Genomic DNA, 25,765 nt, shown 5'->3' on the forward strand with positions numbered 1-25,765 from the left:
GACCGTTTACGCCGCCTTGTTCTCGCCGCCGGGGTTCATCATTTCCTGCTCGACTGCGTCGATCGAAGGACGCTCATAGGCCGAGATCGTCTTGCGACCGTACTCGAGGGCAACTTGCGGCACGGAGCCGTTCATGTAGGCAAGCAACGTCTGCTTGACGATGACATAGAGGCGATGCTGCTTGTTGCGGACGATCTTGATCTGGGAAACGATCGGCGAACACACGCAATAGGACAGGAGAATGCCGAGGAAGGTGCCGACGAGCGCCGAGCCGATCAGGTGGCCGAGAACTTCAGGCGAATCGTTGATGTGTGCCATCGCCTTGATGACGCCGAGAACGGCCGCGACGATACCGATTGCGGGGAAGGCGTCGCCCATGATCTGGATGGCGTGATAGGGCTTCATCTTGTCGTGCAGGATCGTGTTGATCTCTTCGTCCATCAACGCCTCGATCTCATGCGAACGAGCATTGCCGATGATGATCAGGCGGACGTAATCACAGATGAATGCCGTCAGTTCCTTGTTCTTGAGGATCGTCGGAGCGGATTGGAAGATCGAGGATTCGGCCGGATTGTCGATATGTGCCTCGATCTCGTTGCGCGACTTTGTACGAAGGTCGCGCATCAGGGAATAGAGTACACCAAGCGTATCGAGATAATTCCGTTCCTTCGGGACCGTGTGCTTGAAGGCTTCCCCAAGCGCCTTGCCGGAATCCTTCACGACCTTCATCGGGTTGCCCATGACGAAGCTGCCCAGGCCGGCACCGCCGATGATGACGAGCTCGAAAGGCTGCCAAAGCGCCTCCACATGGCCGCCCATCGCCATGAAGCTGCCGATGATGCAGCCGCAGGTAATCACAAATCCGATAATGATATTCATCGTCAGTCCAAACCTGATCGTTATTTTCAACCCAAGGGATAGGGCTGCTGGCTTGCGTGAGGCTGATGATTGCCCCTGCAAATCAAGCTTTTCCATGCCAGCTTCGCGCAAGCATTTGCTGTCAGCTTGTCGGTGACGAATGGGCATCCGTGCCTGTTTCTGAGATGCCGCCTCAGCGAGATCCGTAGTCCAACCGACTGCAAACACCCGGATTTCGTACCGTTCATCGCCAATGTAGGAGCCTATCGGGATGCAATCCGGTCTTTATGTTTCGTTGTCGTCGCAGATAGCACTCGAACGTCGCCTCACCACCATCGCCGACAATATGGCGAACGTGAACACGACTGGCTTCCGCGCAACGGAGGTGAAGTTCGACGAGATGCTCGGTGAGACCGGCAACAAGATCAACGCCAAGGTCGCCTATGTTTCACAGGGCAACGACTATCTGTCGGGTGACAGCGGCGAGCTCGAGCACACCGGGAACATGCTCGACTTCGCGATCAAGGGCGATGCCTGGTTCTCGGTGGATACGCCGGCCGGCAAGGTTCTGACCAAGGATGGCCGCTTCACGATGAAGGAAAACGGCGAGCTGGTTTCGGTCCGCGGTTATCCGGTTCTCGATGCCGGCGGCGCGCCGATCACGCTCAGCAAGGCCGCGGGCGAACCGAAAGTCGGCGCTGACGGATTGATCTATCAAGACGGCAAGCAGGTTGGTTCGTTGGGTCTCTTCGAGGCGGATATCAGCAAGGGCTATCTGCGCTATGAGAACAGCGGCATCATGACGACCGAGCAGCCGCGTGCTGTCACCGATCGCTTCAATGTCGGCGTCCAGCAGGGCTACCTCGAAAATTCCAACGTCAACGCCATGCGCGAAATCACGCAGCTGATCGAAGTCAATCGCGCCTTCGAGAGCATGACGTCGCTCTCGAAGGACAGCGAGGCCTCGTTCAGCGAAGCGATCAAGACGCTCGGCGGCAGCCGCTAGCCGAGGTCTGACACATGGGCAACACGCCGCTCACCGAAACCGATCTCTCGCCGAAGCTCGCGCACCTCGCCGGGCTCGTCTCGCGCTATTCTAACCCCGAGTTCCTGGTCGCCCCTGGCGGCCATGTGCAGACGATCGCCGCCGGCCACTACACCGTGACCGGCCTCTCGCGCCATGTGCGGCTCGGCGAATTCGTGGCGCACAAGTCGTCGACCGGCATCCACCTCGGCGAGGTCGTCCGCGTCGAGCCTGAATTGACCTACGTTTGCCCGATCGAGCCGGGCGAGCCGATCGGCATCCATGATACGGTCAGATACGCTTGGGGCCAACATGAGGAACGCGATCGCCGTTGTTGCGACGAGTGATGAGAGCCCGATGCTGCGCAAGATGGCTCCGCTGACTGCCGTCACCATCGCCGAGCATTTCCGCGACCAGGGCGACAACGTCCTACTGATCGTCGATAGCGTCACCCGATTTGCCCATGCCATCCGCGAAGTCGCGACCGCATCCGGTGAGCCGCCGATCGCGCGCGGCTATCCCGCTTCCGTTTTCATCGAGCTGCCGCGGCTGCTGGAGCGTGCGGGTCCGGGCCCCGAAGGCACGGGGACGATCACCGCGATCATCTCGATCCTGGTCGATGGCGACAACCACAACGACCCGATCGCCGATTCGACGCGCGGCATTCTGGACGGTCACATCGTCCTGCAGCGTAGTCTCGCGGAGGAGGGACGCTACCCACCGATCGATCCGCTCGCCTCGATCTCGCGCCTGGCGCGCAAGGCCTGGACCCCGGATCAGGAAAAGCTTGTGTCGCGCCTCAAGACGCTCATCCACCGCTTCGAGGAGACACGCGACCTTCGCCTGATTGGCGGTTACCGACCGGGCGCCGACCCTGATCTTGATATGGCGGTCAAGCAGGTACCGATTATTTACGATGTTTTGAAACAGTCGCCGGGCGACGTCGGACCGCAGGATGCCTTTGCCGATCTGGCTGGCGCCCTGAAGGCCGCGGCCGGCATCGGCGGCCAGCCGAATATCCGCAGGTAGAAAGGCGCGAAGTGACCGATTTCGACGACGATGAGAAGATCGCCCCGCTGAAGCCTCTGCGGCGCAAAACCGTCTTTCTCGACCGCGTTCTGACGATCGCCGGCCTTATCCTGGCGGGAGCGTCCGCGTTCTTTCCGTGGTACGTTTTCTTCAACGAAGACAAGTTCGGCATCAATGTTGCACAGGGTGACCGGACGCGCGACCTTCCGGACTGGCCGGCGCGGAACGTCTTCAGCGTCTCGCCCCTTGCGATGGCCAACAAGAACCAACACGAAAAGAAGCCCGAGATCCCGGTCGATCCGCTGACGACGGCGACGGTTACCAATATCGGCAGGGAAGACGACAAGGGCGCGCCGGCTGAAGACCAGCCGTTTCCCGGAAAATCGGGTTTTCGCCTCCTTCACGTCGCAAATGGCCGCGCCCTGATCGAAGACACATCAGGAATGTACGTCGTGCGTGTCGGATCCATCCTGCCGGACGAAAGCCGGCTGGCGACACTGGAGGAGCGCGATGGCAAATGGGTCATCATCACCTCCAAGGGCGATGTCTACCAGCACAATTGAACGCGGGCCGGCCGCGCAGCGAATCAGTCGAAGGCTCCGCCGGATACGGTCGGAGCCTTCTCTGCATTCTGGAGGCAGGACCCGACGACGTCCGGATTTCCGCGCCGCATTCTCCGTAAGTCTGACGCAAGATTACCGCCGTAGGTTCGCCTCAGTAAAAACGGAGAGTTCCCATGCAACCGATTCAACTTTTCGACTTGGCCTCGCGGCAGGCCGAATGGCTGACGATCCGTCAGGAGGTTGTGGCCGGCAACATCGCGAACGCGAACACGCCGAAATACCGCGCCAAGGACATCACGCCCTTCCAGGCCGCCCTCGACAAGTCGGACATTAACATGGCGCGTACCAATGCTGCGCACCTGACCGGCAACGATCTGGGCACGAAGAGTGAGATCGACGTCAAGGATGCGGCTCTCGATCAGGAGATCGGCGTCCAGGAATCCGGCAACACGGTCGGCCTTGCCGAAGAACTTTCCAAGTCCGGTGAAATCAAGCGTCAATACGATTTGAACACCTCGCTGGTGAGCTCGTTCAACCGGATGATGCTGATGACGGTGAAGAGCTAAGATCATGGATCCTCTGTCAGCAGCACTCAAAATCGCGGGATCGGGGCTCGAGGCGCAATCGACGCGCCTGCGCATCGTGTCCGAAAACATTGCCAACGCCCGCTCGACCGGCGACACACCCGGCGCCGATCCCTACCGCCGCAAGACGGTCACCTTCGGGGAAGCCGTGGATCGCGCCAACGGCGTCACCACGGTCAACGTCAAGAAGCTCGGGGAGGATGAATCGAAGTTCATCACCGAATACGACCCCAGCAATCCGGCTGCGGATGAAAAGGGCGTGGTCAAGCTTCCGAACGTCAACATGCTGGTCGAGATGGCCGACATGCGGGAAGCCAACCGCTCCTACGACGCCAACCTGCAGACCATCAAGCAATCCCGCGACCTGATCTCGGCAACGATCGATCTCTTGAAGAGCCAATAATAATGATCAACAACGTCAATAGTGTCAGCTCCCTGTCGATGACCCGCGGCCTCGCCGCCATCGATCAAGACAACTCCACGGCCTCCTCCGCTGCAGAAAGCGCGGCAAATGACGGTGGCTTCGGTGCGGTTCTCAGCAACGTTGCCACCGGCGCCCTGAATACCCTGAAGAATGCGGAAGGCATGTCCTTTGCCGGCATCAAGGGCACAGCCACGACGCGTGAAGTCGTCGATGCCGTCATGCAGGCGCAGCAGACCCTTCAGACCGCAATCGCCATTCGCGACAAGGTCGTTACAGCCTTTCTCGACGTCACCCGGATGCAGATGTAATTGATTTAAGGACAAAGCCATGAGAGCGCTTGCCATTGCTGCAACGGGTATGGACGCCCAGCAGACCAATCTTGAAGTCATCGCCAACAACATCGCGAACATCAACACGACGGGCTACAAGCGCGCTCGTGCTGAATTCACGGATCTGCTGTATCAAACCGAGCGGGCAAAGGGCGTCTCCAACCGCGCGAACCAGTCGATCGTACCGGAAGGTGCAAACATCGGTCTCGGCGTTCAGACGTCGGCAGTCCGCAATCTGCACATTCAAGGCGAGCTCGCGCAAACCGGCAACGACCTCGACGTGGCACTTATCGGCCGCGGCTTCTTCCAGATCCAGGCGCCTGACGGCACGACGCTCTACACCCGCGCCGGCGCCTTCAACAAAAACGAGACCGGCCAGATCGTCACCGTGGACGGCTATCTGGTGGCGCCGAACATCACGATCCCGCAGGGTTCGACGCAGGTGACAATCAGCCGTTCGGGCGAAGTTTCGGCGAAGCTGCCGGGCAACACCGATCCGACCGTGCTCGGCCAGCTACAGATCGCCGACTTCGTCAACGAAGCCGGTCTTCAGCCCCTCGGCGACAACCTGTTTCAGCAGACGCCCGCTTCGGGCGATGCCGTCGTCGGCACCCCCGACGAAGAGGGCTTCGGCTACATGAAGCAGGGTTACCTCGAATCGTCGAACGTCGATCCGGTGAAGGAAATCACCGAGCTGATATCTGTTGGTTTCCACGCAGAACTGAGCCGGTTAGGCGCATAATTTCCATTGAGAATTGAGCCATGTGAACCTTCCCCCCCAACGCGGTGAGCGACGGGGGCCACGGAGTGATCCACATGGGACTTTTAAACATCATCCGTCGGATGGCGCTGCGCGAGAAGCAGTCGATCCGCGAGATCAGCCGGCGCACTGGGCTGTCACGCAACACGATCGCGAAGTATTTGAGCGCTGGTACGATCGAGCCGACGTTCACGGTACCGGAACGTCCGAGCAAGCTCGATCCTTTTGCCGACAAACTTGCTGGCTGGCTGAAGACCGAGGCCGGGAGGTCGCGCAAGCAGCGCCGAACGCTGAAGCAGCTTCATGCGGATCTGGTGGTTCTCGGCTTTACCGGCTCCTATGGTCGGGTCGCCGCGTTCGCCCGCGACTGGCGGGCTGAGCAGCTGACAGCGGGCCGCGGCATATTCGTTCCGCTGTCTTTCCGCCCAGGCGAGGCATTCCAGTTCGATTGGAGTGAGGACTATGCCGTGATCGGCGGCGAGCGCACGAAGCTTCAGGTCGCACATATCAAGTTGTCGCACAGTCGGGCCTTTCTGGTCAGGGCCTACCTGCTGCAAACGCACGAGATGCTCTTCGACGCCCACTGGCACGGCTTCCGTGTGTTCGGCGGCGTACCTGGTCGCGGCATCTACGATAACATGAAGACGGCGGTCGATCGTGTCGGTCGCGGCAAAGAGCGGCAGGTCAACATCCGTTTCCTCGCGATGACGAACCACTACGTCTTTGCGCCAGAGTTCTGCAATCCCTCTGCCGGCTGGGAGAAGGGGCAGGTCGAGAAGAACGTCCAGGATGCTCGCCCACGACTGTGGCAACAGATGCCTGACTTCCCGGATTTGGCGGTATTGAATGCTTGGCTGGAACAGCATTGCCAGGACCTGTGGCGGGAGACGGCGCATGGCACCTTGCCCGGCACAATCGCAGATGTTTGGGCTGATGAGCGGGCAGCATTAATGGCACTGCCACCCGCATTTGACGGCTTCGTTGAGCAGAGCAAGCGCGTCTCACCGACATGCCTGATCACCTTCGAGCGCAATCGTTACAGTGTGCCAGCATCGTTTGCGAACCGGCCTGTCAGCCTGCGCATTTATCCCGAGAGACTGGTCGTTGCGGCCGAGGGCAATATCCTATGCGAGCATGAGCGGGTCATTGAGCGGAGCCACGATAAGCCGCCACGAACGATTTACGACTGGCGACATTACCTTGCCGTCATCCAGCGCAAACCCGGTGCCTTGCGCAATGGTGCGCCCTTCCTGGAATTGCCGCTGGCCTTCAGACAGTTGCAAGATCAGATGCTTCGCCGCCCCGGCGGTGATCGTGAGATGGCCGACATCCTCGCTCTGGTGCTTCATCACGACGAACAGGTCGTCGTCAGGGCCGTGGAACTGGCTCTGGATCAAGGCGTGGCGACCAAAACGCATGTGTTGAACCTGCTGCATCGGCTGATTGATGGCAAGACGACCGACGGTCCCGACATCGATACGCCACAGGCACTGACCCTGCTGCGCGAACCCAAGGCCAATGTAGAACGCTACGATGGCTTGCGGGTCCGGATCGTAGGAGGTCGTCATGCGTCATGACCCCGCAAGTGCTGCCGTCGTCATCATGCTGCGTAGCCTGAAGATGTATGGCATGGCCCAGGCCGTCACGGACCTGATCGAGCAAGGTGCTCCCGCCTTCGATGCGGCCGTGCCAATCTTGTCCCAGTTGCTGAAAGCCGAGATGGCCGAGCGTGAGGTCCGCTCGATTGCCTATCACATGAAGGCTGCTCGCTTCCCAGCCTACAAAGACATCTCCGGATACGACTTCGCCGCCAGCGAGATCAACGAGGCCACCGTGCGCCAACTGCACCGATGCGAGTTCATGGATGGGGCGCAGAACGTTGTCCTTATCGGTGGCCCTGGCACTGGAAAAACGCATGTCGCGACCGCTCTTGGAATCCAAGCCATCGAGCATCATCGCCGAAAGGTCCGCTTCTTCTCGACCATCGAACTGGTCAATGCTCTCGAGCAGGAGAAGGCTAAAGGCAAGGCGGGCCAGATCGCGGAGACCTTGGTCCGCCTCGATCTGCTCATCCTGGACGAGTTGGGATACCTGCCGTTCAGCGCCTCAGGCGGAGCACTACTCTTCCACCTGTTAAGCAAGCTCTACGAGCGGACCAGCGTCGTGATTACCACCAACCTCAGCTTCAGCGAGTGGGCAACCGTCTTCGGCGACGCCAAGATGACGACCGCTCTGCTCGATCGTTTGACCCACCGTTGCCATATCCTGGAAACCGGTAACGACAGCTTCCGCTTCAAAGCCAGCTCGGCTGCCGCAGCACAGAAGAAAGGAGAAAAAGCCAATCCCTTGACCAAATCCTGATCAGAAAACCATACTTAGAGGTGGCTCACTTCTTGGTGGAAAAACCGGCTCAGTTCCGCGTGGAAACCAACAGCGGCCTGACCGACCTGAAATCGATCATGGGTGGCAACGACTACGAAACGTCGCCGGCAAATTATCTCTCGACGTTTCGCGAAAAGCTGCAGGCCTTTCGCACGTCGCCGAGCAGCACGATTGCCGCGCAGAGCGCGGTCACGGCCGCGCAGGACGTCGCCAATTCACTGAACGATGCAACGAAATCCGTGCAGGCCGTCCGTCAGGGTGCGGACAAGGAGATCGCAACCCAGGTTTCGACACTGAACACCCTGCTTGCGCAGTTCAAGACGGCGAACGATGCCGTCAAGAGCGCTACCGCGACCGGCGGCAATCCAGCCGATGCACTGGATGAGCGCGACAAGCTGCTGAAGCAGATCTCCTCGATCGTCGGCGTCAACGCAGTCGATCGCGACAACGGCGATATGGCGCTCTACACCACAGACGGCACCGTTGTTTTCGACACGATTCCCCGCACAGTCACCTTCGTCGCGCAGGACACCTACACTACCCAGACCAAAGGCAATGCGATCTACATCGATGGCGTAGCACTTGCGAGCGGCAAGGGCTCGACGAGCACGGCCCAGGGAAGCCTGCAGGCGCTCCTGCAGGTTCGCGACGACATCGCGCCCACATTCCAGTCGCAGCTCGACGAGATCGCGAAGTCGCTCGTCACCATGTTCTCGGAAACCGGCGGCGCGCCCGCCACGACGCAGCCAGGCCTTTTCGTCTGGAAGACCGCGGTGGGAACGCCGGGCGGCACGCCGACCGCAGCAGGCGTCATCGACGGCATCGCCGGCACCATCACTGTAAACGCCGCCGTCATCACCAGCCAGGGCGGCGACCCGATGAAGTTGCGCGATGGGTCAATCTCCGGCCTCACCAACCTCAATCCGACCGGCAAAAGCGGCTTCTCCGACAATCTCGACGCGCTCTACACGGCGATGGGCACGGCTCAGACCTTTTCAGCGACCGCTGGTCTTTCGTCCAACGTCAACATCATGGATTACGCCTCGAATTCGATCGGCTGGCTCGAGCAGTATCGAAGCGATGCGACGACGGCGTCCGAGAATACCTCGGCAGCACTCTCGCGTTCGACGGAAGCCTATTCCAACGAGACCGGCGTGAACCTCGACGAGGAACTGACGCTGCTCCTCGACATAGAGCAGTCCTACAAGGCGGCCACGAAGATCCTCAACGCTGTTGACGAAATGTTGAAGTCATTGCTGGATATAGCGAGTTAAGCCATGAAAAGTTCATTAATTTCTAGTTCAGCCATTCAGAACGCGATGCGATTGACGATCCGCCAGTCGCAGAAGCAATTGGTCAGCGCTTCTCTCGAAGCAACGACGGGCGTTTACGCCGACATCGGCGCCTCCCTGGGTTCTGGCGCAGCCAAGAGTGTGAACTTCACGTCCGAGGTCAGCCGCATCAAGGCTCTCAAGGGCAGCAATTCCGTCGTATCGGCACGTCTCGAAGCGTCGCAGCTCGGCCTCAACAGCATGAAGAAGGCCGGCGATGCGCTGGTCTCCAAGTTGACAGCGCTTCAGGGCAGTCAGGACAAGACCAGCATCACGGTGGCGATGCAGTCTGCCGGCGACGCGCTGTCGCAGCTCATGGATACGGGCAATTCCATGCTCAACGGCGAGTACCTGTTCTCCGGTATCAACACCGATGTGCAACCGCTCACCAACCAGCAGAATGCCGCGACGACCGCCATTCAGACGAACCTCACGGCCTATGCAAGCGGCCTCGGCAAACCAGTGAGTTCTCTGACCGGCGCCGAGATGGGTAAGTTCATTACTGACTTCGTTGAGCCGATGTTCTCGCAGGACACGTTCAACGGCACCTCCACGCCGATCGCGTTCCCGCCACCTGGCGCCCCGACCCCGCTTGCGCCTGCGGCCTATGTGACGCCGCCGGCCTGGAGCGACTGGTCGGCTGCATCGAACCAGAACATGACGAGCCGTATCAGTAACTCGGAAGTCGTAACATCGTCGACCAACGCCAACTCGGACGGCATGCGCTACTTCGCGCTCGCTTCGATCACCGTTTCGGCGCTGGCCAGCCAGAATGTCAGCGCTGACGCATTGAGCACGGTTACCTCCAAGGCGATCGGCTATGCGGCGCAGGCAACGACCGGCATCGTGACGCAGGCAAGCCAGCTCGGTCTTTCGCAGGAGCGCGTCGAGAAGGCCAACGATGCCCTCGATGCACAATCAAGCATCATTCAGAACAAGCTCGTCGATCTCCAGGGCGTCGATACCTCGGAAGCATCGACACTCGTCAACACGCTCCAGACGCAGCTGGAGACGGCCTACACCATCGTATCGAAAATCCAGCAGTTGAGTCTCGTGAACTACCTTTGATGATCAAGGGTACGAAAGACAAAGAAGGATGCATGAATGTATCAGTTCTCTTACTCCGAGGTCATGGAGGACTCGGTGGCCGATGCGAAGGAGCGGGAACGTCAAGTTCTCGACCGGTCCATCGAGCTGCTGTCGATTGCGCGGGACAAAGAGAAATACAGCCGGGAAGCCATTGATGCATTGTTCTACACCCGGCGTGTTTGGGTGAGTTTCATCGAGGATCTCAAGCATCCGGACAACCAGCTTGAGATCCAGCTGCGGGCCAACCTCATCTCCATCGCGATCTGGATCTTGAAGGAGTGCGATCGGATCAGGCGCCGGCAGTCGACGAACTACCAAGGCATTATCGACGTTACCACCATCATCAGGGATGGACTAAAATGAAAAGCACACTTCGTATCTCGCTAAAAGCCGGGGAAAAGATCTTCATCAACGGTGCGGTCTTGCGCGTCGATCGCAAGGTCGCGCTGGAATTCCTGAACGATGTAACGTTCCTTCTCGAAAACCACGTTCTCCAGCCGGAAGAGGCGACGACGCCTCTGCGCCAGCTCTATTTCATTGCGCAGATGATCCTCATCAATCCTGAGGGCAAGGAGCAATCGACGGCGATGTTCCGCAAGTCGGTCACCATGCTGCTGACCTGCTTCAAGAACGAGGAAGTTCTGGCCGAGCTGAAGCGCATCGATGGTCTCGTTTCGACCGGACGTGCATTCGACGCCCTGAAGGCGATCCGCGGTCTGTATGCGATCGAAGACAGCATACTCAACAACCACGAAATGCCGCCGACGATGGTCGAGCAGATTCGTAAGGAGATCGCACCATGGCGGTAAGTGGCGTTTCGAGCACGTCGAGCACCTCGTCCTCGTCGAGCACATCAACCGCGCAGCAGAAGGCAACGCTCAACTACGACAACTTCCTGCAGCTGCTCATCGCGCAGATGAAGAACCAGGATCCGACAGATCCGGTGGATGCTAGCGAGCAGATGTCGCAGCTGGCGAGCTTCTCGCAGGTCGAACAGACGATCCAGACGAACAGCAAGCTGGACACGCTGCTTGCCAGCTCCAGCCTGACGCAGGCCGGCAGCTATATCGGCAAGTACATGACCAGCGCTGACGGTTCCGTCAAAGGCACGGTCGCTTCGGTCAAGGTCTATTCCGACGGAATTGTCGCGACGACGACCGACGGGAAGAGTATCCTTGTGCAGGCGGGAATCACCCTGGCGGACAAGGCGCCAACGACGTCGAGCTAAGTGTAATTATGAGGCGGTTCGGCCATATCGGGCGGACCGCAAGGCGATATGAGGTTGCCTGACAATGAATGAAGCTGATGCTCTTGACCTTTTCCAGGCCGCGATCTGGACCGTTCTCGTTTCTGCAGGCCCGGCGGTTGCGGCAGCCATGGTGGTCGGTCTGATCATTGCGTTGTTCCAGGCGCTGACGCAGGTTCAGGAAGCAACCCTCACCTTCGTTCCGAAAATCGTGGCGGTCCTCGTCACTATCGGCATCTCGGCTCCGTTTGTCGGATCGCAGATTTCGATTTTCACCAATCTGGTGTTTTCGCGCATTCAGTCGGGTTTCTGAGCCACCTTCGCGCAAGCTTCGCCATTTAATTCTCGTTCCGAATTGGTGGGCATCATGCCCGCACCTCTCATGAAGAGACGGAATCGAAATGGCGCAACCTCCCGCACTCCCCCTCCCGAAAGCTGGACTTAGCGTACGCGATATCGGTTTTGCCATGGGCATCATCCTTATCATCTGCGTCCTCTTTCTGCCGATCCCGCCGTTCTTGATCGACATGGGTTTGGCCTTCTCGATCGCTTTCTCGGTGCTGATCCTGATGGTGGCGCTGTGGATCCAGAAGCCGCTCGATTTCTCATCATTCCCGACCATTCTTCTGATCGCGACCATGACGCGCTTGGCGCTGAACATCGCGACGACGCGCGTCATCCTTTCGCACGGTAACGAGGGTCATGATGCAGCCGGCGGCGTCATCGCAGGCTTTGCCAGCCTCGTCATGTCCGGCGACTTCGTGATCGGTCTGATCGTCTTTCTGATCCTGATCACCATCAACTTCATCGTCATCACCAAGGGCGCGACACGTATCGCGGAAGTCGGCGCGCGCTTCACTCTCGATGCGATCCCCGGCAAGCAGATGTCGATCGACGCCGACCTTTCGGCCGGCATCATCGACGAGAAGGAAGCCCAGCGTCGCCGTAAGGAACTGGAAGAGGAAAGCTCCTTCTTCGGTGCCATGGATGGCGCGTCCAAGTTCGTTCGTGGCGATGCGATTGCCGGTCTTCTGATTACCTGCATCAACATTTTTGGCGGCATCATCATCGGTTATTTCCGTCACGGTATGCCGATCGGCGAAGCCGCCGACGTCTTCGTCAAGCTCTCCGTCGGCGACGGCCTCGTCTCGCAGATGCCGGCCCTCATCGTTTCGCTCGCAGCCGGCCTTCTCGTGTCGCGCGGCGGCACCGTCGGTTCCACTGAACAGGCAGTCGTCAACCAGCTCAGCGGCTATCCGCGCGCCCTTTCGGTATCCGCGGTTCTGATGGCAATCCTCGGGCTCATGCCGGGCCTGCCGTTTTTCCCTTTCATGTTTCTGTCCGGTCTTCTGGCCTTCGGCGCCTGGTTCATTCCTCGTCAGGTCGAGGCCGAGAACAAGGCGCGGCGCGAGCAGGAAGAGAAGAAGGTCGTCCAGAACAAGGAGCTCGAAAAGGACTCCGTCAAGTCGGTGCTGCGCACCTCGGAAATCGAACTCGCGCTCGGCAAGATGGTGTCGACGCGTCTGCTTGGTGCTCACCAGGAGCTCGCTTTCCGCGTCGGCAAGATGCGCAAGAAATTCGCGACGCAGTACGGCTTCGTTGTTCCGGAAATCAAGGTCACCGACGATATCGGCATCGCCGAGAAGTCCTATCAGATCCGCATCCACGGTACGACGGTTGCTTCCAACCTGCTGCGCGTGGGCGAGGTTCTGGTCGTCACCGGCTCTGGCCGTAAGCCAAGCATTCCGGGCGACGAGATTCGCGAACCAGCGTTCGGCATGCCGGCGGTTTCCATTCTTGAAGCCTTTGCCGAAGACTTGAAGCGCGAAGGTTTCCAGCCGATCGACAATGTCTCGGTCGTGCTGACGCATATGAGCGAAGTCATCCGCAACAATCTGCCGGCGCTTCTGTCCTATAAGGACGTGAAGGTGCTGATCGACAGGCTCGATCCCGAATACAAGAAGCTGGCCGACGAGATCTGCTCGTCGCACATGTCCTATTCTGGCCTGCAGGCTGTGTTGAAGCTGCTTCTCGCCGAGCGCGTGTCGATCCGCAACCTGCACCTCATCCTGGAAGCCGTCGCCGAACTTGCGCCGCATGTCCGCAAGACCGAGCAGATTGTCGAGCACGTCCGCGTGCGCATGGCACAGCAGCTATGCGGCGATCTCGCCGACAATGGTGTGCTTCGCGTACTGCGGCTCGGCAGCAAGTGGGATCTGGCTTTCCATCAGGCGCTGAAGCGTGACAACAAGGGCGAGATCGTCGAATTCGACATCGACCCGCGCATGCTGGAGGAGTTCAGCGAGCAGGCGACGAAGGTTGTCCGTGAATTCATGGATCGCGGCCTGCCATTCGCCCTTGTCACCTCGCCGGAAACACGCTCCTATGTGCGTATGATCATCGAACGATTGTTCGCAACGCTCCCGGTTCTATCGCATGTCGAGCTGGCCAAGGGCATCGAGATAAAGATTCTGGGCTCGATTTCATGATAACTGACCCGCAAGGGACCGTCCTGGCGCTGTTCCTGATCTTCTGCAGGATCGGCGGCTGCGTCCTGGCGATGCCTGGCTTTTCGTCGGCCCGTGTGCCTGCGCAATTGCGGGTTTTCATCGCCGCCGCCCTGTCGCTTGCGATCCTGCCTGTGCTTTGGGATACTGTCTATCCGATCGTCCACACATCGAACGCCACCTATATCGGTTATATTTTCAGCGAATCGCTGATTGGCGTCATGTACGGCATGCTCGCCCGTGTCTACACGCTCGGCCTGCAGTTCGCGGCCAGCGTCATTGCGATGATGATCGGATACACCCAACCGAGCGCGGGCGATATTTTCGAAGATACCCCCGAAACCAGCCTTTCTGGCTTCATCACCCTTGCCGGCATGATGATCCTGTTCATGATGGACTTTCATCACATCGTGTTCCGGGCATTGATCGATTCTTACACGTCGATGCCTTTCGGCGGCATCATGCAGCTGCGCAGTACGCTCATCTCGTTCACCGACACGCTGTCATCGACGTTCATGATCATGCTGCGGCTCTCTAGCCCGTTCCTGATCTACGGCCTGATATTCAACATCGCCATCGGCTTCATCAACAAGCTGGCGCCGCAGATCCCGGTGTATTTCATATCGACGCCCTACCTGCTTCTCGGCGGGCTCTTCCTTTTCTACTTCTCCGTGGCGGCGCTGGTCAGCCAGTTCGGCCAATCCTTCGCCAGCGTTTTCATCGGCAGGTAGTGGTATGGCGGACAAGACACGCTCCCAGAAACTGAAACGCCTCGTAGCGGTTCAACGGCATCTGGAGCAGATGGCCGAGTTCGATCTTGCCGAAACGAGCCGTCAGCGCGCGGAAGTCAACGACCAGATGGACAGCGTCATTCTGGCGCTCGGCTCCATGGACCCCGTCCATCATGCCTTTTCGCAGGGCTATGCGGATCGATTCAACCGGCTTGGGATCAAGGACAAGCAGCTGACCGGCATGCAGCAGATTCACGAAATGCGCGTCGTTCAGGAGCGCGCCAAGGGCGATCGGCTGGAAGACGGCATGCGCGAAGCGCTTGAGTCCGAGCGTCGGGAAGCCGACGACAATGCAGTCTATGATCTCATCGATCAAAAGTTCGGTACGCCAGCCTCCAGCAAGCTTCAAAAATCATAATCGTCACAATCTTAATCAAGAGGATTGTGACTTGGCTATTTCACCTCCGAGTGATCTGGTCCTGGATGTTGTCAAAGCTGCGGACCCGCTCGAGGTTCAGGCAGCCCAGGAAAAACTGAAGGCAAACCAGGCGGCTTTTGCCGCAAACAGTCTCGCCGAAGCCGGCAACGGCTTCACGTCGGCCGTCGATATTCTCGATCGCGCAGTGGGCAAGACCGGTTTGAGCGACAGCAAGAACCGCAGCACCAAGACGGAAGAGGTGCCGGAAACCTACCGCAAGTTCGAGGCGATGGTCCTGCAGAACTTCATCAAGAACATGCTGCCAAGCGAAAGCGAAGAAGTCTACGGCAAGGGTGCCACCGGTGATATCTGGAAGGGCATGATGGCTGAACAGCTCGGCAACGAGATTTCGAAGGGTGACGGCATCGGCATTGCCAAGCAGCTTTATCAGGATGCGCTGAAGAAGCAGGAAGGCAAGGTCGCCAACGCTTCCACCGATCAGGACGATCGCAATATGGCGATGAGCATGATCGACGAGTTCCAGCGCAAGACCTTCGGTACAACAACTGCGGACAACAAGTCCGCCAATGACGCCTGAGAGAATCGAGGACAAAAATGGAAATAATCTCGAACGACTACCGTATCAAATCGGTTCTTGGACGCCTTGAAATGATCATCGACAACGAGAATACGCGTATCGGCAACGATCCGCAGTTCGATCTCAAAGTGTCGAATGCACACAAGAGCCGCTGCCTTTATGAGCTGTCGATGCTCTTCCGCGACACCGATCCGAAGGAGCTGGCCGCCACGCATCTCGATCAGCTGCACGGGTTGAAGAAGAAGCTCGTGCTGAACGCACGACGCGTCGAGGCGCATCTGGAAGCGGTCCGTACCGTTGCTGATCTCCTGAAGAATGCAGTCCAGGATGCGGATGCCGACGGCACCTATTCCCAAGAGCAATTCGTAGCACGTGACGCTTGATGATTAAGCTCGTTCTGACAGGTGTCTGGGTTTGCGCGATCACGCTGGCATCGGTCTATTTCTCGGTGCACATGGCAACGGCTCCTGCGCCGGCTCCCGATGATTCCAAGCAAAGCCAGCTCGAGCTTGTAAAGGGCGAGACGATCACCGTGCCGATCATTGCCGACGGCGCCGTCACCGGCTACTTCCTCGGAAAGGTGTCTTTCATGATGAACAGGGACACGGTGAAAAACCTGTCCTTGCCGCTGACGGAAATGACGACCGACGAGCTCTTTACCTTGCTCGTCGGCAACAAGATGGTCGACATCTCCAACATGAAATCCTTCGATGCGAATGCTTTCCGGGAGATGATCAAGAAGGACATCAACCAGCATCTCGGTGGAGACTATATCGATCAGGTGATGCTGGAGCAGCTCGACTACCTCTCGAAGGAAGAAGTCAAGGCGAATGCATCCGGACAGCAGAAGAAAACGGTCAAACCCGTGAAGGTCGTAGCCCCGGCACCGGTGTCGGACAAGGCTGCAACAGAGTAGACCTAGTCATTGGCCCGAAGCGGCGCCTCTGGCGCCGTCGTGCGTTTATCCCGGGTTGCGAGGGTTAACAATTCCTTCGCTTGAAGCGAGGAATTCAAGCGATTTTCCTAAGAGATAGTTGAAGTCGCGTTGCTACAAGTGCTGGTGATGGGCTGACTGTGCACCGGCATTCCGGTTCTTGGAATTCTTTCATGCGCTCCCAGGCGAACGCCATTGGTCGATGCTGAATCGTCTGGTGCGGCTATGTGATCTGTTTCGGGATGCAAGCAGCATGAAACACTATCGTCAGGAAGCCGGCATGAACCTGATCGCGAATTTCGCGGTCCTGTCGTCGCGTCGCGCAATCTTCGATCTACCGGTCTGCGATCTTGGCTGGGATGACGCGCTGGTGTTCATCAATGAACTCCTGTCGATACCGGTCGGGCAGACATCGATCTCATTTGTCAATGCGCGCAATATGCTGGTGACGTTGCGCGATAGCGACTACCGCGCTGTTCTCGCGCAAAATCTGCTGCTCCCCGAGGGTCCGGGTCTCGATATTGCATCGAAGGTGGCGCACGGATCGCCGTTCCCCGCCAGCCTGAAGGCCGCCGATTTCGTACCGGCGCTGCTGACATTCATGGAGATCCCGCGGCGTATCGGCCTCATCGGTAGCACGCCTGAGGCGGTCAGGAAGGCCGCTGCGAAGTTCCGGTGGCACGCTCCGTGGCATGAATTCGTCATCATTTCGGACAGCTTCGCCGAGACGGAAGACCGAGCGGCGATCGTCAAGGAGATCGACCGGCAATGGCTCGACATACTCATCGTCGGAACGGACACGCCATCCCAGGAAAAATGGATCCATAAAAACATCCGGGCGGATCACGCCCGGCTTGTGCTTGCTGTCGGCGACCTATTCGGTGTCGTGGCGGGGACCGACCATCGCACACCAAAGCTCGTACGGATGATGGGAATTGCACGCGCCTACCGCTGGATGCGGAAGCCGAAGCGCGCAGGCGTGCGGTATGGCTTCGCCTTTGCAGTTTTCCTGTACTCTGTGGTCCAGTACGGTGGGACGCGTCGCAAACGGATACTGAACCGATCCAGGTGAGGCGCAGCTCCGCAGCACGCTGCGAGTTGGCGCCAGTTAACCATTTCTTTGCCATGAACATTTAATGTTGGTTAACCATCCGCAGTCGCGGGCGGCTCGACCGTTCATACGCATGAGATGTGGCGATGTACGACAGCAATCCGAGAAGCCAAGCCTTCCGCTCCCCGACGGCAATCGCCAGGCCATCCGAAGCCGCGGCGACGATGCCGGCGCCGGAAGCAAAATTGCTCGGCGTGATCGAGCGCGCGCTTGAGCAACAGCGGGCCAGCCGCGATGCTGTGCCTGAAGCGCGGCCGCTTGTCGGCCGCATCGAAACGATCCTGGGCAAGCGGCTCGAAGCTGCAAACGACGTCAAGGCAGCTGCAGCCGACCCGCTGCCGGCCGCGCCGGAAGTCACGGGTTCCACGAAAGCGGCCGCAAGCCTCAATCAGGCGACACCCGCCGTCGGCAAAGGCGCGCCGAAATCCAGGCGTTTGAAACCTCTTGCCATGGTTGGTCTCATCTGTGCGCTGGGTGCAGCGAGCGGTACTCTGATTTCCGCTCAACCGACGCGCTATAGCGCGAAAGGGATACTCGCGGTCCAAGGTGCCGGCGAAAGTCGCACTGCAGTCACGAGCGCGACCGAAAGGACGCTTTCCTCTTCCCGTACGATGGCAGCAACGGTTGCGGCATTGAAACTCGACCGCGATCCGGAGTTCTCCGGCGTCTCCTCGGATGCATTAGCGGTGGCTATCGACCTGCTATCGACCGATGGCGCGGCTGCCGACCCTGTTTCGCGCGCAGAGACATCGCTCGTTTCCGCGATCCGCACCGCGACAAATCCTCACGCCGGCACGATCGATTTCAAGGTGACAACGGGCAGCGCGGAAAAATCCGCGCGCATCGCCGGCTACCTTGCGTCCGTCGTGACGGGCTCAGGGGCGGCAACTGGGCCGGCCGAAGGCGGATCGCTGAAAAACGCGGACGATGCGGCGCAGCTCGAGCTTAAATCTTTCACGCAGAAGAGCGGCGAAGGCAACGTCAAGGTTGCGGCTGGTCTGCAGCAACAGATCGGAAGCATTGATGCAGAGCTGAAGGCCGCCGAGCAGCGCATCGTTGCAGCGCAAGAGAAGGCGGGCCGGCTGAAGGTGGCCAAGGTCGCTGATGTCCTTGCCGGCACGCTGGATGCGGACCTCATGTCGCCGACACTCATCGACCGTCGAGACAGATATGTGGCCGCACACCTGTCTCTGTCACAGCTGTCGGCCAATCTCGGCCCTCGCCATCCGCGGCTGCAGGCGCAGCAGGCGGAGGTTGACGGCTTGCGAGACGCGATTGGCGAGGATCTCGCTCGGCTACTGCGCGATGCGAATGACGAGATGAAGTCAGTCACCGTCGACAAACGGCAGCTGAGTGATCGCCGCAATGCGCTGATCGCGCAGAGCAAGGATACGGGTGTCGATCTGGCGAAGCTGACCGAGCTGCGCGACAAGGCAAGTGCGGCGCGCTTGCGCCTCGAGGATGCGATCACCACCGGAGCCGTTCCGCCAGGTATTGGCAGCGTGCAGCTGCAGAAGAGCGTGCAGATCGCGGCTGTGCCGGCGGACCAGCGCTGGCTTGCGCCGCTGCTCGGCGCTCTTGCAGGGCTCGCATTCGGCCTGGCTGTCGTCTCTGCCAGGGTGCGCTCCACGCTTGCGGCGTCCGCAAGAAAGGAGCCATCGCTACGCACTCCGGCACCGGAGCCAAATGTCGGTACGCCATCACCGGCCGAACCCGCCAAAGGGCCGCAGGAAGTCGACATCATTCGCGCGGAACTCGCCACCATGCGCGATAGGCTGCGCACCCGGTCGATAGCGTCCTGACCTCGCTGCGACACGATTGTTCTTGCATTTGCCATTTTAGGCAGGATAGGGCGTGGACAGGCAAATCGCGCTGAGCGCCATCCGCTACAATGAGCGAAAGCAAGGGCAGGAGACAGTCTTGACGACAGTGATTGATGGCAAACAGGTCGCCGCTTCCGTAATCGAAACGGTGAAGGCAGCGACATCGGCGCTGGACAAGCAAAGCGGCGTCAAGACGGGCCTTGCCGTCGTGATCGTCGGCGACGACCCGGCCAGCCATGCCTATGTCAACTCCAAGGGCAAGATGGCGAAGGAATGCGGATTCAAATCCGTTCAGCACACGCTGCCGGCCGAGACCACGCAGGAGGAACTGGCGGCACTCGTCGCTACGCTGAACAGCGATCCGTCGATTCACGGCATTCTCGTCCAATTGCCGCTGCCGAAGCATCTAAAGTCAGAATTGATCATCCAATCGATCTTGCCCGAAAAGGATGTCGACGGTCTGCACGTCGTCAATGCCGGCAAGCTTGCGACTGGTGACCTCGAAACGGGCCTCGTGTCCTGCACCCCGGCGGGCGCGATGGTCTTCGTGCGACGCACGCATGGCGAAGATCTTTCCGGCCTGAATGCGGTGGTCATCGGCCGCTCAAACCTGTTCGGCAAGCCGATGGCGCAACTGCTGCTCAATGCAAACGCCACGGTGACCATCGCGCATTCACGCACTAAGGATCTGCCGGCCGTCTGCCGCAATGCGGATATTCTGGTGGCCGCCGTCGGCCGCCCGGAGATGGTCAGGAGTGATTGGGTGAAGCCGGGCGCCACCGTCATCGATGTTGGGATCAATCGCATTCCTGCCCCGGAAAAGGGCGAAGGCAAAACGCGCCTTGTTGGCGACGTCGCCTTTGAAGATGCCGCCAAGGTTGCCGCCGTTATCACGCCGGTTCCCGGTGGCGTGGGCCCGATGACCATCGCGATGCTGATGGCCAACACCGTCATCGCCGCCCATCGCGCGGCCGGTCAGACACCGCCGACGTTCTGAGCCTGCCGCGGAACGGGGCCTGTCGAGGCCCTGACAATCAGTTCGGTTTTCCAGAGTTCCTGCTCTGGGAATGGCCCGTCCTGCTTCACCGTTCCGATGAGCCGTTGGGCGATGCGCACGCCTGCGGCGCGCAGCGATGACCGCGTTGTCGTCAACGGCACAGAGAAGTTCTCGGGCTTGAGATGGGGCAAAACGTCGTCGTGCGCGATCAGCGAGATATCCTCGCCGAGCTTGAGCCCCGCCTGATTGACGGCGCGGATGGCGCCGAGCGCCAGCACCGTACTGGAACAGAGGATCGCCGTCGGCGGCTCCGGCATCTGTAGAAATCGTTCCATCGCGGACTGGCCAAGTTCGTCCGTCATCGATGTGTGGCTCATGCAGTCTTCCGGAAGCGACAGTCCCCGCTCGGAAAGCGCAGCGACAAGTCCGTTCTTGCGACGGATCGCAAAGTCGAGATGTCCCGGCCCGTTGAGCAGGGCAAAGCGCGTATGCCCGAGCTGAAGCAGCAGCCGCGCCGCGTCGTAGAAGGCCGCCTCGTTGTCGATGTCGAGATAGGGGTAGTCGGGCTCGGAACCGAAGGAGCGGCCATGCACGAGGAATGGCATGGAAAGCGACTTCAGCATCGGCAGCCGTGGGTCGTGGCCGCGCATATAGGCCACGAACAGCGCATCGACATTGCCGCTGATCGCAAGCCGCCGCAGTGCGCCGACCTCGTCGTTCGGATCGGCGGGCATGATGACGAAATGAAAGTCGTGGCGTACGGCTTCCTCGCCAAGACCCGTCAGGAACTCACCGAAGTGCACATCGGAATAGTGATCGGGAGCTGTCGGCATCACGAGGCCGATCGACCCGGCCTTGCCGGTCGCAAGCCGTTGTGCCGCCTTGTTCGGGCGGTAGCCTGTCTCCTTCACGGCTTGCAGGACCCGCTCGCGCGTCGCCTCATTGACTTCGGGATAGCCGTTCAATGCACGGCTTACCGTTGTCTGCGACAGGCCAAGCAATTCCGATAGCTGTTTCAGGTTCACGTGCTATTCTTCCTCCGCTCGCACTGGTCGCCAGCTCCCAATGGCATCCAAAGCGCTTTCAATTATGTAGCAGTTGTGCTGCTTGACTCAAGAAAAATCGCTCCATATTCCCAAGGTATGGCGTCGAAACCTTGATGTAAAAGGCCGCATCTTTTGCGCCTTTCGCGAAATAGCTTGACTCTTTTCCGCCGGAAGTGACATGAGTGCTTTTGTCAAAGCGCTTTGGAACGGCGTCAAAATGGTTTCAAAAGTGCGGTTGGGATTGTGATGGGAGGTTGATCACATGAGAAAGACGTTTTTGATGAGCGTCGCTGCGGCGGCGCTTCTTGCCGGTGCCGCGTCTGCTGCCGATCTGAAGTTTGCTCCGGGACAGGATGCGAAGTTCAACTGGAAGAGCTACGACGATTTCAAAGCTGCGCACGCCGATCTCAAGGGCGAGCAGATGACGATCTTCGGGCCCTGGCGCGGCGAAGACGAAGCCTTCTTCCGCAGCATTCTGGCCTACTTCACCGAAGCAACCGGTGTAGACGCCAAATACTCGTCTTCGGAAAACTACGAACAGCAGATCGTCATCGACACACAAGCCGGTTCGCCGCCGAATATCGCGGTCCTGCCGCAGCCGGGCCTTCTGGCCGATCTCGCCAGCAAGGGCTTCCTGACGCCGCTCGGCGATGAGAATGCCCAGTGGATCAAGGACAACTACGGCGCCGGCGATAGCTGGGTCGGTTACGGCACCTACAAGGGCAAGGACGGCAAGGAAGCCTTCTATGCGTTCCCTTATAAGGCCGACGTGAAATCGCTCGTCTGGTACGTGCCCGAGAATTTCAAGGAAGCGGGCTACAAGGTCCCGACGTCCATGGAGGAGCTGCATGCTCTGACGGAGCAGATCGTCAAGGATGGCGGCGTGCCGTGGTGCATCGGCCTTGGTTCCGGTGGCGCAACTGGCTGGCCGGCAACGGACTGGATCGAAGACATCATGCTGCGTCAGCAGAAGCCTGACGTCTACGACAAGTGGACCACCAACGAAGTCAAGTTCACCGATCCGGCCGTCGTTGCTGCGATCGAGGAATTCGGCTCGTTCGCCAAGAACGAGAAGTATGTCAGTGGTGGCGTTGCCGCCGTGGCAGCAACGGACTTCCGGGATAGCCCGAAGGGTCTCTTCGGCGTGCCGCCGAAGTGCTATCTGCACCATCAGGCGTCGTTCATCCCGTCGTTCTTCCCGGAGGGGACGAAACTCGGTCAGGATGCCGACTTCTTCTATATGCCGACCTACGCGGCGCATGCCGACCTCGGCAAGCCGGTTCTGGGCGCTGGCACGCTTGTTACCGTCACCAAGGACTCCAAGGCGGCCCGTGCCTTCGTCGAGTTCCTGAAGACTCCGATCGCGCACGAAGTCTGGATGGCACAGTCGAGCTTCCTGACGCCGTACAAGGGCGTCAACACGGCAGCCTATGCCAACGACCAGATGAAGAGGGAAGGCGAGATCTTGACGACCGCGACGACCTTCCGCTTCGACGGTTCCGACCTGATGCCGGGCAAGATCGGCGCGGGTGCATTCTGGACCGGCATGGTCGATTTCGTTGGCGGCAAGTCGGCCGAAGACACCGCCAAGGAAATCCAGAGCTCCTGGGATGGCATCAAGTAATCTCACCTGACATCCGTGCCGCCGGCTGCGGCGGCATGGCTGAAATGCATGGCCGGATACTGGGAGTGTCCGGCCATCGTTGCCTGTCGCGTTGAAAGCGGTGGGCGATGTGACGACGATCAGCGCACAAACCCGTCAGGATGGACAGGGTAGCAGGGGAGGGACGAATGCTGTCGCAGATAGTTTCCGCTTTGGGGGTCGTGGTCGTGGCAGTCTTCGCCTGCTCGGCCTATTTCTATTTCTCGAACAAGATCCTGGATTGGTCGCTGCCAGTGAAGGATGGCGACATCCATTCCGCGGCGCGCAACCTGAACCGCCGGGCGATGATCCGGCCGTGGCTGTTCATCGGGCCAGCGCTTTTCCTTCTTGTCGTCTACCTTGTTTATCCTGTGATCGCCACTCTGATCCTGTCCTTCTACGACCGCTCCGGCGAGCAATTCGTCGGCTTCGCGAACTATCGGTGGGCTCTCACAGACCGCGAATTCCGCCAGTCGATCTTCAACAACATCCTGTGGCTGGCCGTCGTGCCGGCGGCCTGCACCTTCTTCGGCCTCGTCATCGCCGTGATGACCGACCGCATCTGGTGGGGCAACATCGCCAAGAGCATCGTCTTCATGCCGATGGCGATCTCCTTCGTCGGCGCATCCGTCATTTGGAAGTTCATCTACGAATATCGTGGCGGCAACGATGTGCAGATCGGCCTGCTGAATGCGATCGTCCAGCTGTTCGGCGGGACGCCGCAGGTGTGGATCTCGGTGCCCTTGTGGAACAATTTCTTCCTGATGGTCATCCTCATCTGGATCCAGACCGGCTTTGCGATGGTGATTCTGTCGGCGGCGCTGCGCGGCATTCCTGAGGAAACCATCGAGGCCGCCGTCATCGATGGCGCCAACGGCTGGCAGATCTTCTGGCGCATCATGGTGCCGCAGGTCTGGGGCTCGATCGCGGTTGTCTGGACGACGATCACCATTCTCGTGCTCAAGGTGTTCGACATCGTGCTGACCATGACCAACGGCCAGTGGAATTCGATGGTGCTTGCCAACCTGATGTTCAACTGGCTCTTCCGGGGGGGCGGCGATTCCGGCCGAAGCGCGGTCATCGCGCTGATCATCATGCTGGCCGTGACGCCGATCATGGTCTGGAACGTCCGCCGTGCCAATCGCGAGCTGGGAGGCCACTGAGATGACCTTGTCAGGAAGTTTCTTCAAGATCGGCCCGGCCCGCCTCTTCGTTCACTTCGCGGTGCTCGTCATTGTCATCATCTGGCTGATACCGACGCTCGGGATCTTCGTCAGTGCTCTGCGAGACAAGGATCAGCTCGTTTCTTCCGGCTGGTGGACGGCCTTCGCCGGCTCCTCCCGAACAGTGGCGGCTCGCCTTGGGCAGCCGGACCAGCAGAAGCAGGACGGGACAGTTTACGTCATCGCCGGCAATGTTCTGGAGGGGCAGCAGGGCCGCTCCATCAGGGCGTTCGGCACGCGTGTCCAGCAACCGGCCGCATACAAGGCCGGCGAAACAGCCGACCTTGGCGACGGTCTCTCACTCACCGTCAACGATGACGGCAGTTATCGCTACACGAAGACTGCCGCCTTTGGTCCGGATGACGGTGGCCGGCGCGTCTACATTTCGGTCGCGACGCCGCCGGAATTCACCTTGCAGAACTATAAGAACGTTCTCACCAGCGAGGGGATCGGCCAGTCCTTCATCAACTCGCTGACCGTCACCATCCCGGCGACGATCATCCCGATCCTCATCGCGGCCTTTGCGGCCTACGCGCTGAGCTGGATGGAGTTCCCGGGCCGGGCCCTGCTGATCGCGCTTGTCGTCGGCCTCATCGTCGTGCCGCTGCAGATGTCGCTCATCCCGCTTCTGCGGCTTTACAACGGCATTGGGTCGCTGCTCGACGCGCCGTCGAAAACCTATCCCGGCATCTGGTTTGCGCACACTGCCTTCGGCATGCCGCTCGCCATTTATCTGCTGCGGGCCTATATCGCCGGCCTCCCGAAGGAGATCATCGAATCGGCGCGCGTCGACGGCGCCAGCGACTTCGAAATCTTCACCCGTATTGTACTGCCCTTGTCCTTCCCTGCGCTCGCATCCTTCGCGATCTTCCAGTTTCTGTGGGTGTGGAACGACCTGCTTGTCGCCATGGTCTTCCTTGGCACCGACAGGGATCATCTCGTGCTCACCGGCGCGTTGAACGCGCTGCTCGGCTCGCGGGGGGGCAATTGGGAAATCCTGACGGCCTCGGCCTTCGTCACCATTGTCGTACCGCTGCTCGTGTTCTTTGGCTTGCAGCGCTACCTAGTGCGTGGTCTGCTTGCGGGCTCGGTCAAGGGCGGTTAGCAACCCAAGAG

Annotated in this window: 26 protein-coding genes and 3 pseudogenes; 27 read left to right on the plus strand and 2 right to left on the minus strand. The window is 59.5% G+C overall.

Going from position 1 to position 25,765, the window contains the following annotated elements:
- Positions 1–6: 6 nt before the first annotated feature.
- Positions 7–879 (minus strand): flagellar motor stator protein MotA, encoded by an 873-nt coding sequence (gene motA, locus WGT02_RS04870; RefSeq protein WP_024313028.1) that lies wholly within the window; start codon positions 877–879, stop codon positions 7–9.
- Positions 880–1,129: 250 nt separating this feature from the next.
- On the opposite strand from motA, the gene flgF reads away from it, so the two are divergent.
- From flgF to folD, 24 genes and pseudogenes are all read left to right on the plus strand, one after another.
- Positions 1,130–1,864 (plus strand): flagellar basal-body rod protein FlgF, encoded by a 735-nt coding sequence (gene flgF, locus WGT02_RS04875; RefSeq protein WP_072370996.1) that lies wholly within the window; start codon positions 1,130–1,132, stop codon positions 1,862–1,864.
- A 14-nt stretch (positions 1,865–1,878) separates the two neighbouring features.
- Positions 1,879–2,911 (plus strand): annotated as a pseudogene (locus WGT02_RS04880) (hypothetical protein).
- Positions 2,912–2,922: 11 nt separating this feature from the next.
- On the plus strand, positions 2,923–3,474 hold the full coding sequence (locus WGT02_RS04885; RefSeq protein WP_024313025.1) for a hypothetical protein: 552 nt from the start codon (positions 2,923–2,925) through the stop codon (positions 3,472–3,474).
- 173 nt (positions 3,475–3,647) lie between these two features.
- Entirely contained in the window at positions 3,648–4,040 is a 393-nt protein-coding gene (gene flgB / locus WGT02_RS04890) for a flagellar basal body rod protein FlgB (protein WP_024313024.1), read from the plus strand.
- A 4-nt stretch (positions 4,041–4,044) separates the two neighbouring features.
- Positions 4,045–4,461 (plus strand): flagellar basal body rod protein FlgC, encoded by a 417-nt coding sequence (flgC, locus tag WGT02_RS04895; RefSeq protein ID WP_037114251.1) that lies wholly within the window; start codon positions 4,045–4,047, stop codon positions 4,459–4,461.
- 2 nt (positions 4,462–4,463) lie between these two features.
- A complete protein-coding gene (locus WGT02_RS04900; RefSeq protein WP_047516605.1) occupies positions 4,464–4,790 on the plus strand; it encodes a flagellar hook-basal body complex protein FliE in 327 nt (108 codons plus the stop codon).
- 19 nt (positions 4,791–4,809) lie between these two features.
- A pseudogene (gene flgG / locus WGT02_RS04905) lies at positions 4,810–5,514 on the plus strand (flagellar basal-body rod protein FlgG); the annotation flags it as partial.
- A gap of 113 nt (positions 5,515–5,627) precedes the next feature.
- On the plus strand, positions 5,628–7,148 hold the full coding sequence (gene istA / locus WGT02_RS04910; protein ID WP_208180357.1) for an IS21 family transposase: 1,521 nt from the start codon (positions 5,628–5,630) through the stop codon (positions 7,146–7,148).
- Positions 7,138–7,932, plus strand: coding sequence for an IS21-like element helper ATPase IstB (gene istB, locus WGT02_RS04915; RefSeq protein ID WP_208245060.1), 795 nt, complete (start codon positions 7,138–7,140; stop codon positions 7,930–7,932). The genes istA and istB overlap by 11 nt, the downstream gene beginning before the upstream one ends.
- Before the next feature lie 74 nt (positions 7,933–8,006).
- Positions 8,007–9,227, plus strand: a pseudogene (flgK, locus tag WGT02_RS04920) (flagellar hook-associated protein FlgK); the annotation flags it as partial.
- Between the two features lie 45 nt (positions 9,228–9,272).
- A complete protein-coding gene (locus WGT02_RS04925) occupies positions 9,273–10,352 on the plus strand; it encodes a flagellar hook-associated family protein (protein WP_037069076.1) in 1,080 nt (359 codons plus the stop codon).
- Between the two features lie 36 nt (positions 10,353–10,388).
- Positions 10,389–10,736, plus strand: coding sequence for a flagellar biosynthesis regulator FlaF (gene flaF / locus WGT02_RS04930; protein WP_024312999.1), 348 nt, complete (start codon positions 10,389–10,391; stop codon positions 10,734–10,736).
- Positions 10,733–11,182 carry a flagellar biosynthesis repressor FlbT gene (gene flbT, locus WGT02_RS04935; RefSeq protein ID WP_024312998.1) on the plus strand — a complete coding sequence of 150 codons (450 nt, stop codon included), beginning with the start codon at positions 10,733–10,735 and terminating at the stop codon, positions 11,180–11,182. The genes flaF and flbT overlap by 4 nt, the downstream gene beginning before the upstream one ends.
- Complete coding sequence (flgD, locus tag WGT02_RS04940) at positions 11,173–11,601, plus strand: flagellar hook assembly protein FlgD (RefSeq protein ID WP_024312997.1); 429 nt, start codon at positions 11,173–11,175, stop codon at positions 11,599–11,601. Before flbT ends, flgD begins: the two co-directional genes overlap by 10 nt.
- A gap of 64 nt (positions 11,602–11,665) precedes the next feature.
- Entirely contained in the window at positions 11,666–11,932 is a 267-nt protein-coding gene (fliQ, locus tag WGT02_RS04945) for a flagellar biosynthesis protein FliQ (RefSeq protein WP_016552783.1), read from the plus strand.
- An 88-nt stretch (positions 11,933–12,020) separates the two neighbouring features.
- The gene (flhA, locus tag WGT02_RS04950; protein ID WP_024312996.1) at positions 12,021–14,108 is read left to right on the plus strand and encodes a flagellar biosynthesis protein FlhA; all 2,088 of its coding nucleotides are present in this window, start codon (positions 12,021–12,023) and stop codon (positions 14,106–14,108) included.
- Positions 14,105–14,857, plus strand: coding sequence for a flagellar biosynthetic protein FliR (gene fliR, locus WGT02_RS04955; RefSeq protein ID WP_208248821.1), 753 nt, complete (start codon positions 14,105–14,107; stop codon positions 14,855–14,857). The genes flhA and fliR overlap by 4 nt, the downstream gene beginning before the upstream one ends.
- Positions 14,858–14,861: 4 nt before the next feature.
- Positions 14,862–15,275 (plus strand): hypothetical protein, encoded by a 414-nt coding sequence (locus WGT02_RS04960; protein ID WP_007796668.1) that lies wholly within the window; start codon positions 14,862–14,864, stop codon positions 15,273–15,275.
- 31 nt (positions 15,276–15,306) lie between these two features.
- Positions 15,307–15,873 (plus strand): rod-binding protein, encoded by a 567-nt coding sequence (locus WGT02_RS04965; RefSeq protein WP_024312994.1) that lies wholly within the window; start codon positions 15,307–15,309, stop codon positions 15,871–15,873.
- 17 nt (positions 15,874–15,890) lie between these two features.
- Entirely contained in the window at positions 15,891–16,256 is a 366-nt protein-coding gene (locus WGT02_RS04970; RefSeq protein ID WP_007796675.1) for a hypothetical protein, read from the plus strand.
- A complete protein-coding gene (locus WGT02_RS04975; RefSeq protein WP_024312993.1) occupies positions 16,256–16,789 on the plus strand; it encodes a hypothetical protein in 534 nt (177 codons plus the stop codon). The genes WGT02_RS04970 and WGT02_RS04975 overlap by 1 nt, the downstream gene beginning before the upstream one ends.
- Before the next feature lie 298 nt (positions 16,790–17,087).
- Complete coding sequence (locus tag WGT02_RS04980) at positions 17,088–17,879, plus strand: WecB/TagA/CpsF family glycosyltransferase (RefSeq protein WP_208250506.1); 792 nt, start codon at positions 17,088–17,090, stop codon at positions 17,877–17,879.
- A 125-nt stretch (positions 17,880–18,004) separates the two neighbouring features.
- On the plus strand, positions 18,005–19,720 hold the full coding sequence (locus WGT02_RS04985) for a succinoglycan biosynthesis protein (RefSeq protein ID WP_208248818.1): 1,716 nt from the start codon (positions 18,005–18,007) through the stop codon (positions 19,718–19,720).
- Between the two features lie 118 nt (positions 19,721–19,838).
- The gene (gene folD / locus WGT02_RS04990) at positions 19,839–20,738 is read left to right on the plus strand and encodes a bifunctional methylenetetrahydrofolate dehydrogenase/methenyltetrahydrofolate cyclohydrolase FolD (RefSeq protein WP_024312991.1); all 900 of its coding nucleotides are present in this window, start codon (positions 19,839–19,841) and stop codon (positions 20,736–20,738) included.
- Here folD and WGT02_RS04995 read toward each other — a convergent pair.
- Positions 20,717–21,763, minus strand: a complete 1,047-nt coding sequence (locus WGT02_RS04995) for a LacI family DNA-binding transcriptional regulator (protein ID WP_024312990.1) — start codon at positions 21,761–21,763, stop codon at positions 20,717–20,719. The two genes, folD and WGT02_RS04995, sit on opposite strands and share 22 nt — an antisense overlap.
- 283 nt (positions 21,764–22,046) lie before the next feature.
- Between WGT02_RS04995 and WGT02_RS05000 the strand changes: the two genes are divergently transcribed.
- The 3 genes from WGT02_RS05000 (at position 22,047) to WGT02_RS05010 (ending at position 25,754) form a co-directional block, all read left to right on the plus strand.
- The gene (locus WGT02_RS05000; protein WP_208248815.1) at positions 22,047–23,408 is read left to right on the plus strand and encodes an ABC transporter substrate-binding protein; all 1,362 of its coding nucleotides are present in this window, start codon (positions 22,047–22,049) and stop codon (positions 23,406–23,408) included.
- A 167-nt stretch (positions 23,409–23,575) separates the two neighbouring features.
- Positions 23,576–24,589 (plus strand): carbohydrate ABC transporter permease, encoded by a 1,014-nt coding sequence (locus WGT02_RS05005; protein WP_024312988.1) that lies wholly within the window; start codon positions 23,576–23,578, stop codon positions 24,587–24,589.
- Position 24,590: 1 nt separating this feature from the next.
- Positions 24,591–25,754, plus strand: a complete 1,164-nt coding sequence (locus tag WGT02_RS05010; protein WP_024312987.1) for a carbohydrate ABC transporter permease — start codon at positions 24,591–24,593, stop codon at positions 25,752–25,754.
- The last annotated feature ends 11 nt before the right edge of the window (positions 25,755–25,765 follow it).

It is taken from the genome of Rhizobium sp. T1470 (genome assembly GCF_042140505.1).
In the GTDB taxonomy this organism is placed as follows: domain Bacteria; phylum Pseudomonadota; class Alphaproteobacteria; order Rhizobiales; family Rhizobiaceae; genus Rhizobium; species Rhizobium favelukesii.

Coding starts and splice junctions, on each gene's coding strand:
- motA (WP_024313028.1), bottom strand. CDS start 879: ATGAATATCATTATCGGATTTGTGATTACCTGCGGCTGCATCATCGGC.
- flgF (WP_072370996.1), top strand. CDS start 1,130: ATGCAATCCGGTCTTTATGTTTCGTTGTCGTCGCAGATAGCACTCGAA.
- flgB (WP_024313024.1), top strand. CDS start 3,648: ATGCAACCGATTCAACTTTTCGACTTGGCCTCGCGGCAGGCCGAATGG.
- flgC (WP_037114251.1), top strand. CDS start 4,045: ATGGATCCTCTGTCAGCAGCACTCAAAATCGCGGGATCGGGGCTCGAG.
- WGT02_RS04900 (WP_047516605.1), top strand. CDS start 4,464: ATGATCAACAACGTCAATAGTGTCAGCTCCCTGTCGATGACCCGCGGC.
- istA (WP_208180357.1), top strand. CDS start 5,628: ATGGGACTTTTAAACATCATCCGTCGGATGGCGCTGCGCGAGAAGCAG.
- istB (WP_208245060.1), top strand. CDS start 7,138: ATGCGTCATGACCCCGCAAGTGCTGCCGTCGTCATCATGCTGCGTAGC.
- WGT02_RS04925 (WP_037069076.1), top strand. CDS start 9,273: ATGCGATTGACGATCCGCCAGTCGCAGAAGCAATTGGTCAGCGCTTCT.
- flaF (WP_024312999.1), top strand. CDS start 10,389: ATGTATCAGTTCTCTTACTCCGAGGTCATGGAGGACTCGGTGGCCGAT.
- flbT (WP_024312998.1), top strand. CDS start 10,733: ATGAAAAGCACACTTCGTATCTCGCTAAAAGCCGGGGAAAAGATCTTC.
- flgD (WP_024312997.1), top strand. CDS start 11,173: ATGGCGGTAAGTGGCGTTTCGAGCACGTCGAGCACCTCGTCCTCGTCG.
- fliQ (WP_016552783.1), top strand. CDS start 11,666: ATGAATGAAGCTGATGCTCTTGACCTTTTCCAGGCCGCGATCTGGACC.
- flhA (WP_024312996.1), top strand. CDS start 12,021: ATGGCGCAACCTCCCGCACTCCCCCTCCCGAAAGCTGGACTTAGCGTA.
- fliR (WP_208248821.1), top strand. CDS start 14,105: ATGATAACTGACCCGCAAGGGACCGTCCTGGCGCTGTTCCTGATCTTC.
- WGT02_RS04960 (WP_007796668.1), top strand. CDS start 14,862: ATGGCGGACAAGACACGCTCCCAGAAACTGAAACGCCTCGTAGCGGTT.
- WGT02_RS04970 (WP_007796675.1), top strand. CDS start 15,891: ATGGAAATAATCTCGAACGACTACCGTATCAAATCGGTTCTTGGACGC.
- WGT02_RS04975 (WP_024312993.1), top strand. CDS start 16,256: ATGATTAAGCTCGTTCTGACAGGTGTCTGGGTTTGCGCGATCACGCTG.
- WGT02_RS04980 (WP_208250506.1), top strand. CDS start 17,088: ATGAACCTGATCGCGAATTTCGCGGTCCTGTCGTCGCGTCGCGCAATC.
- WGT02_RS04985 (WP_208248818.1), top strand. CDS start 18,005: ATGTACGACAGCAATCCGAGAAGCCAAGCCTTCCGCTCCCCGACGGCA.
- WGT02_RS05000 (WP_208248815.1), top strand. CDS start 22,047: ATGAGAAAGACGTTTTTGATGAGCGTCGCTGCGGCGGCGCTTCTTGCC.
- WGT02_RS05005 (WP_024312988.1), top strand. CDS start 23,576: ATGCTGTCGCAGATAGTTTCCGCTTTGGGGGTCGTGGTCGTGGCAGTC.
- WGT02_RS05010 (WP_024312987.1), top strand. CDS start 24,591: ATGACCTTGTCAGGAAGTTTCTTCAAGATCGGCCCGGCCCGCCTCTTC.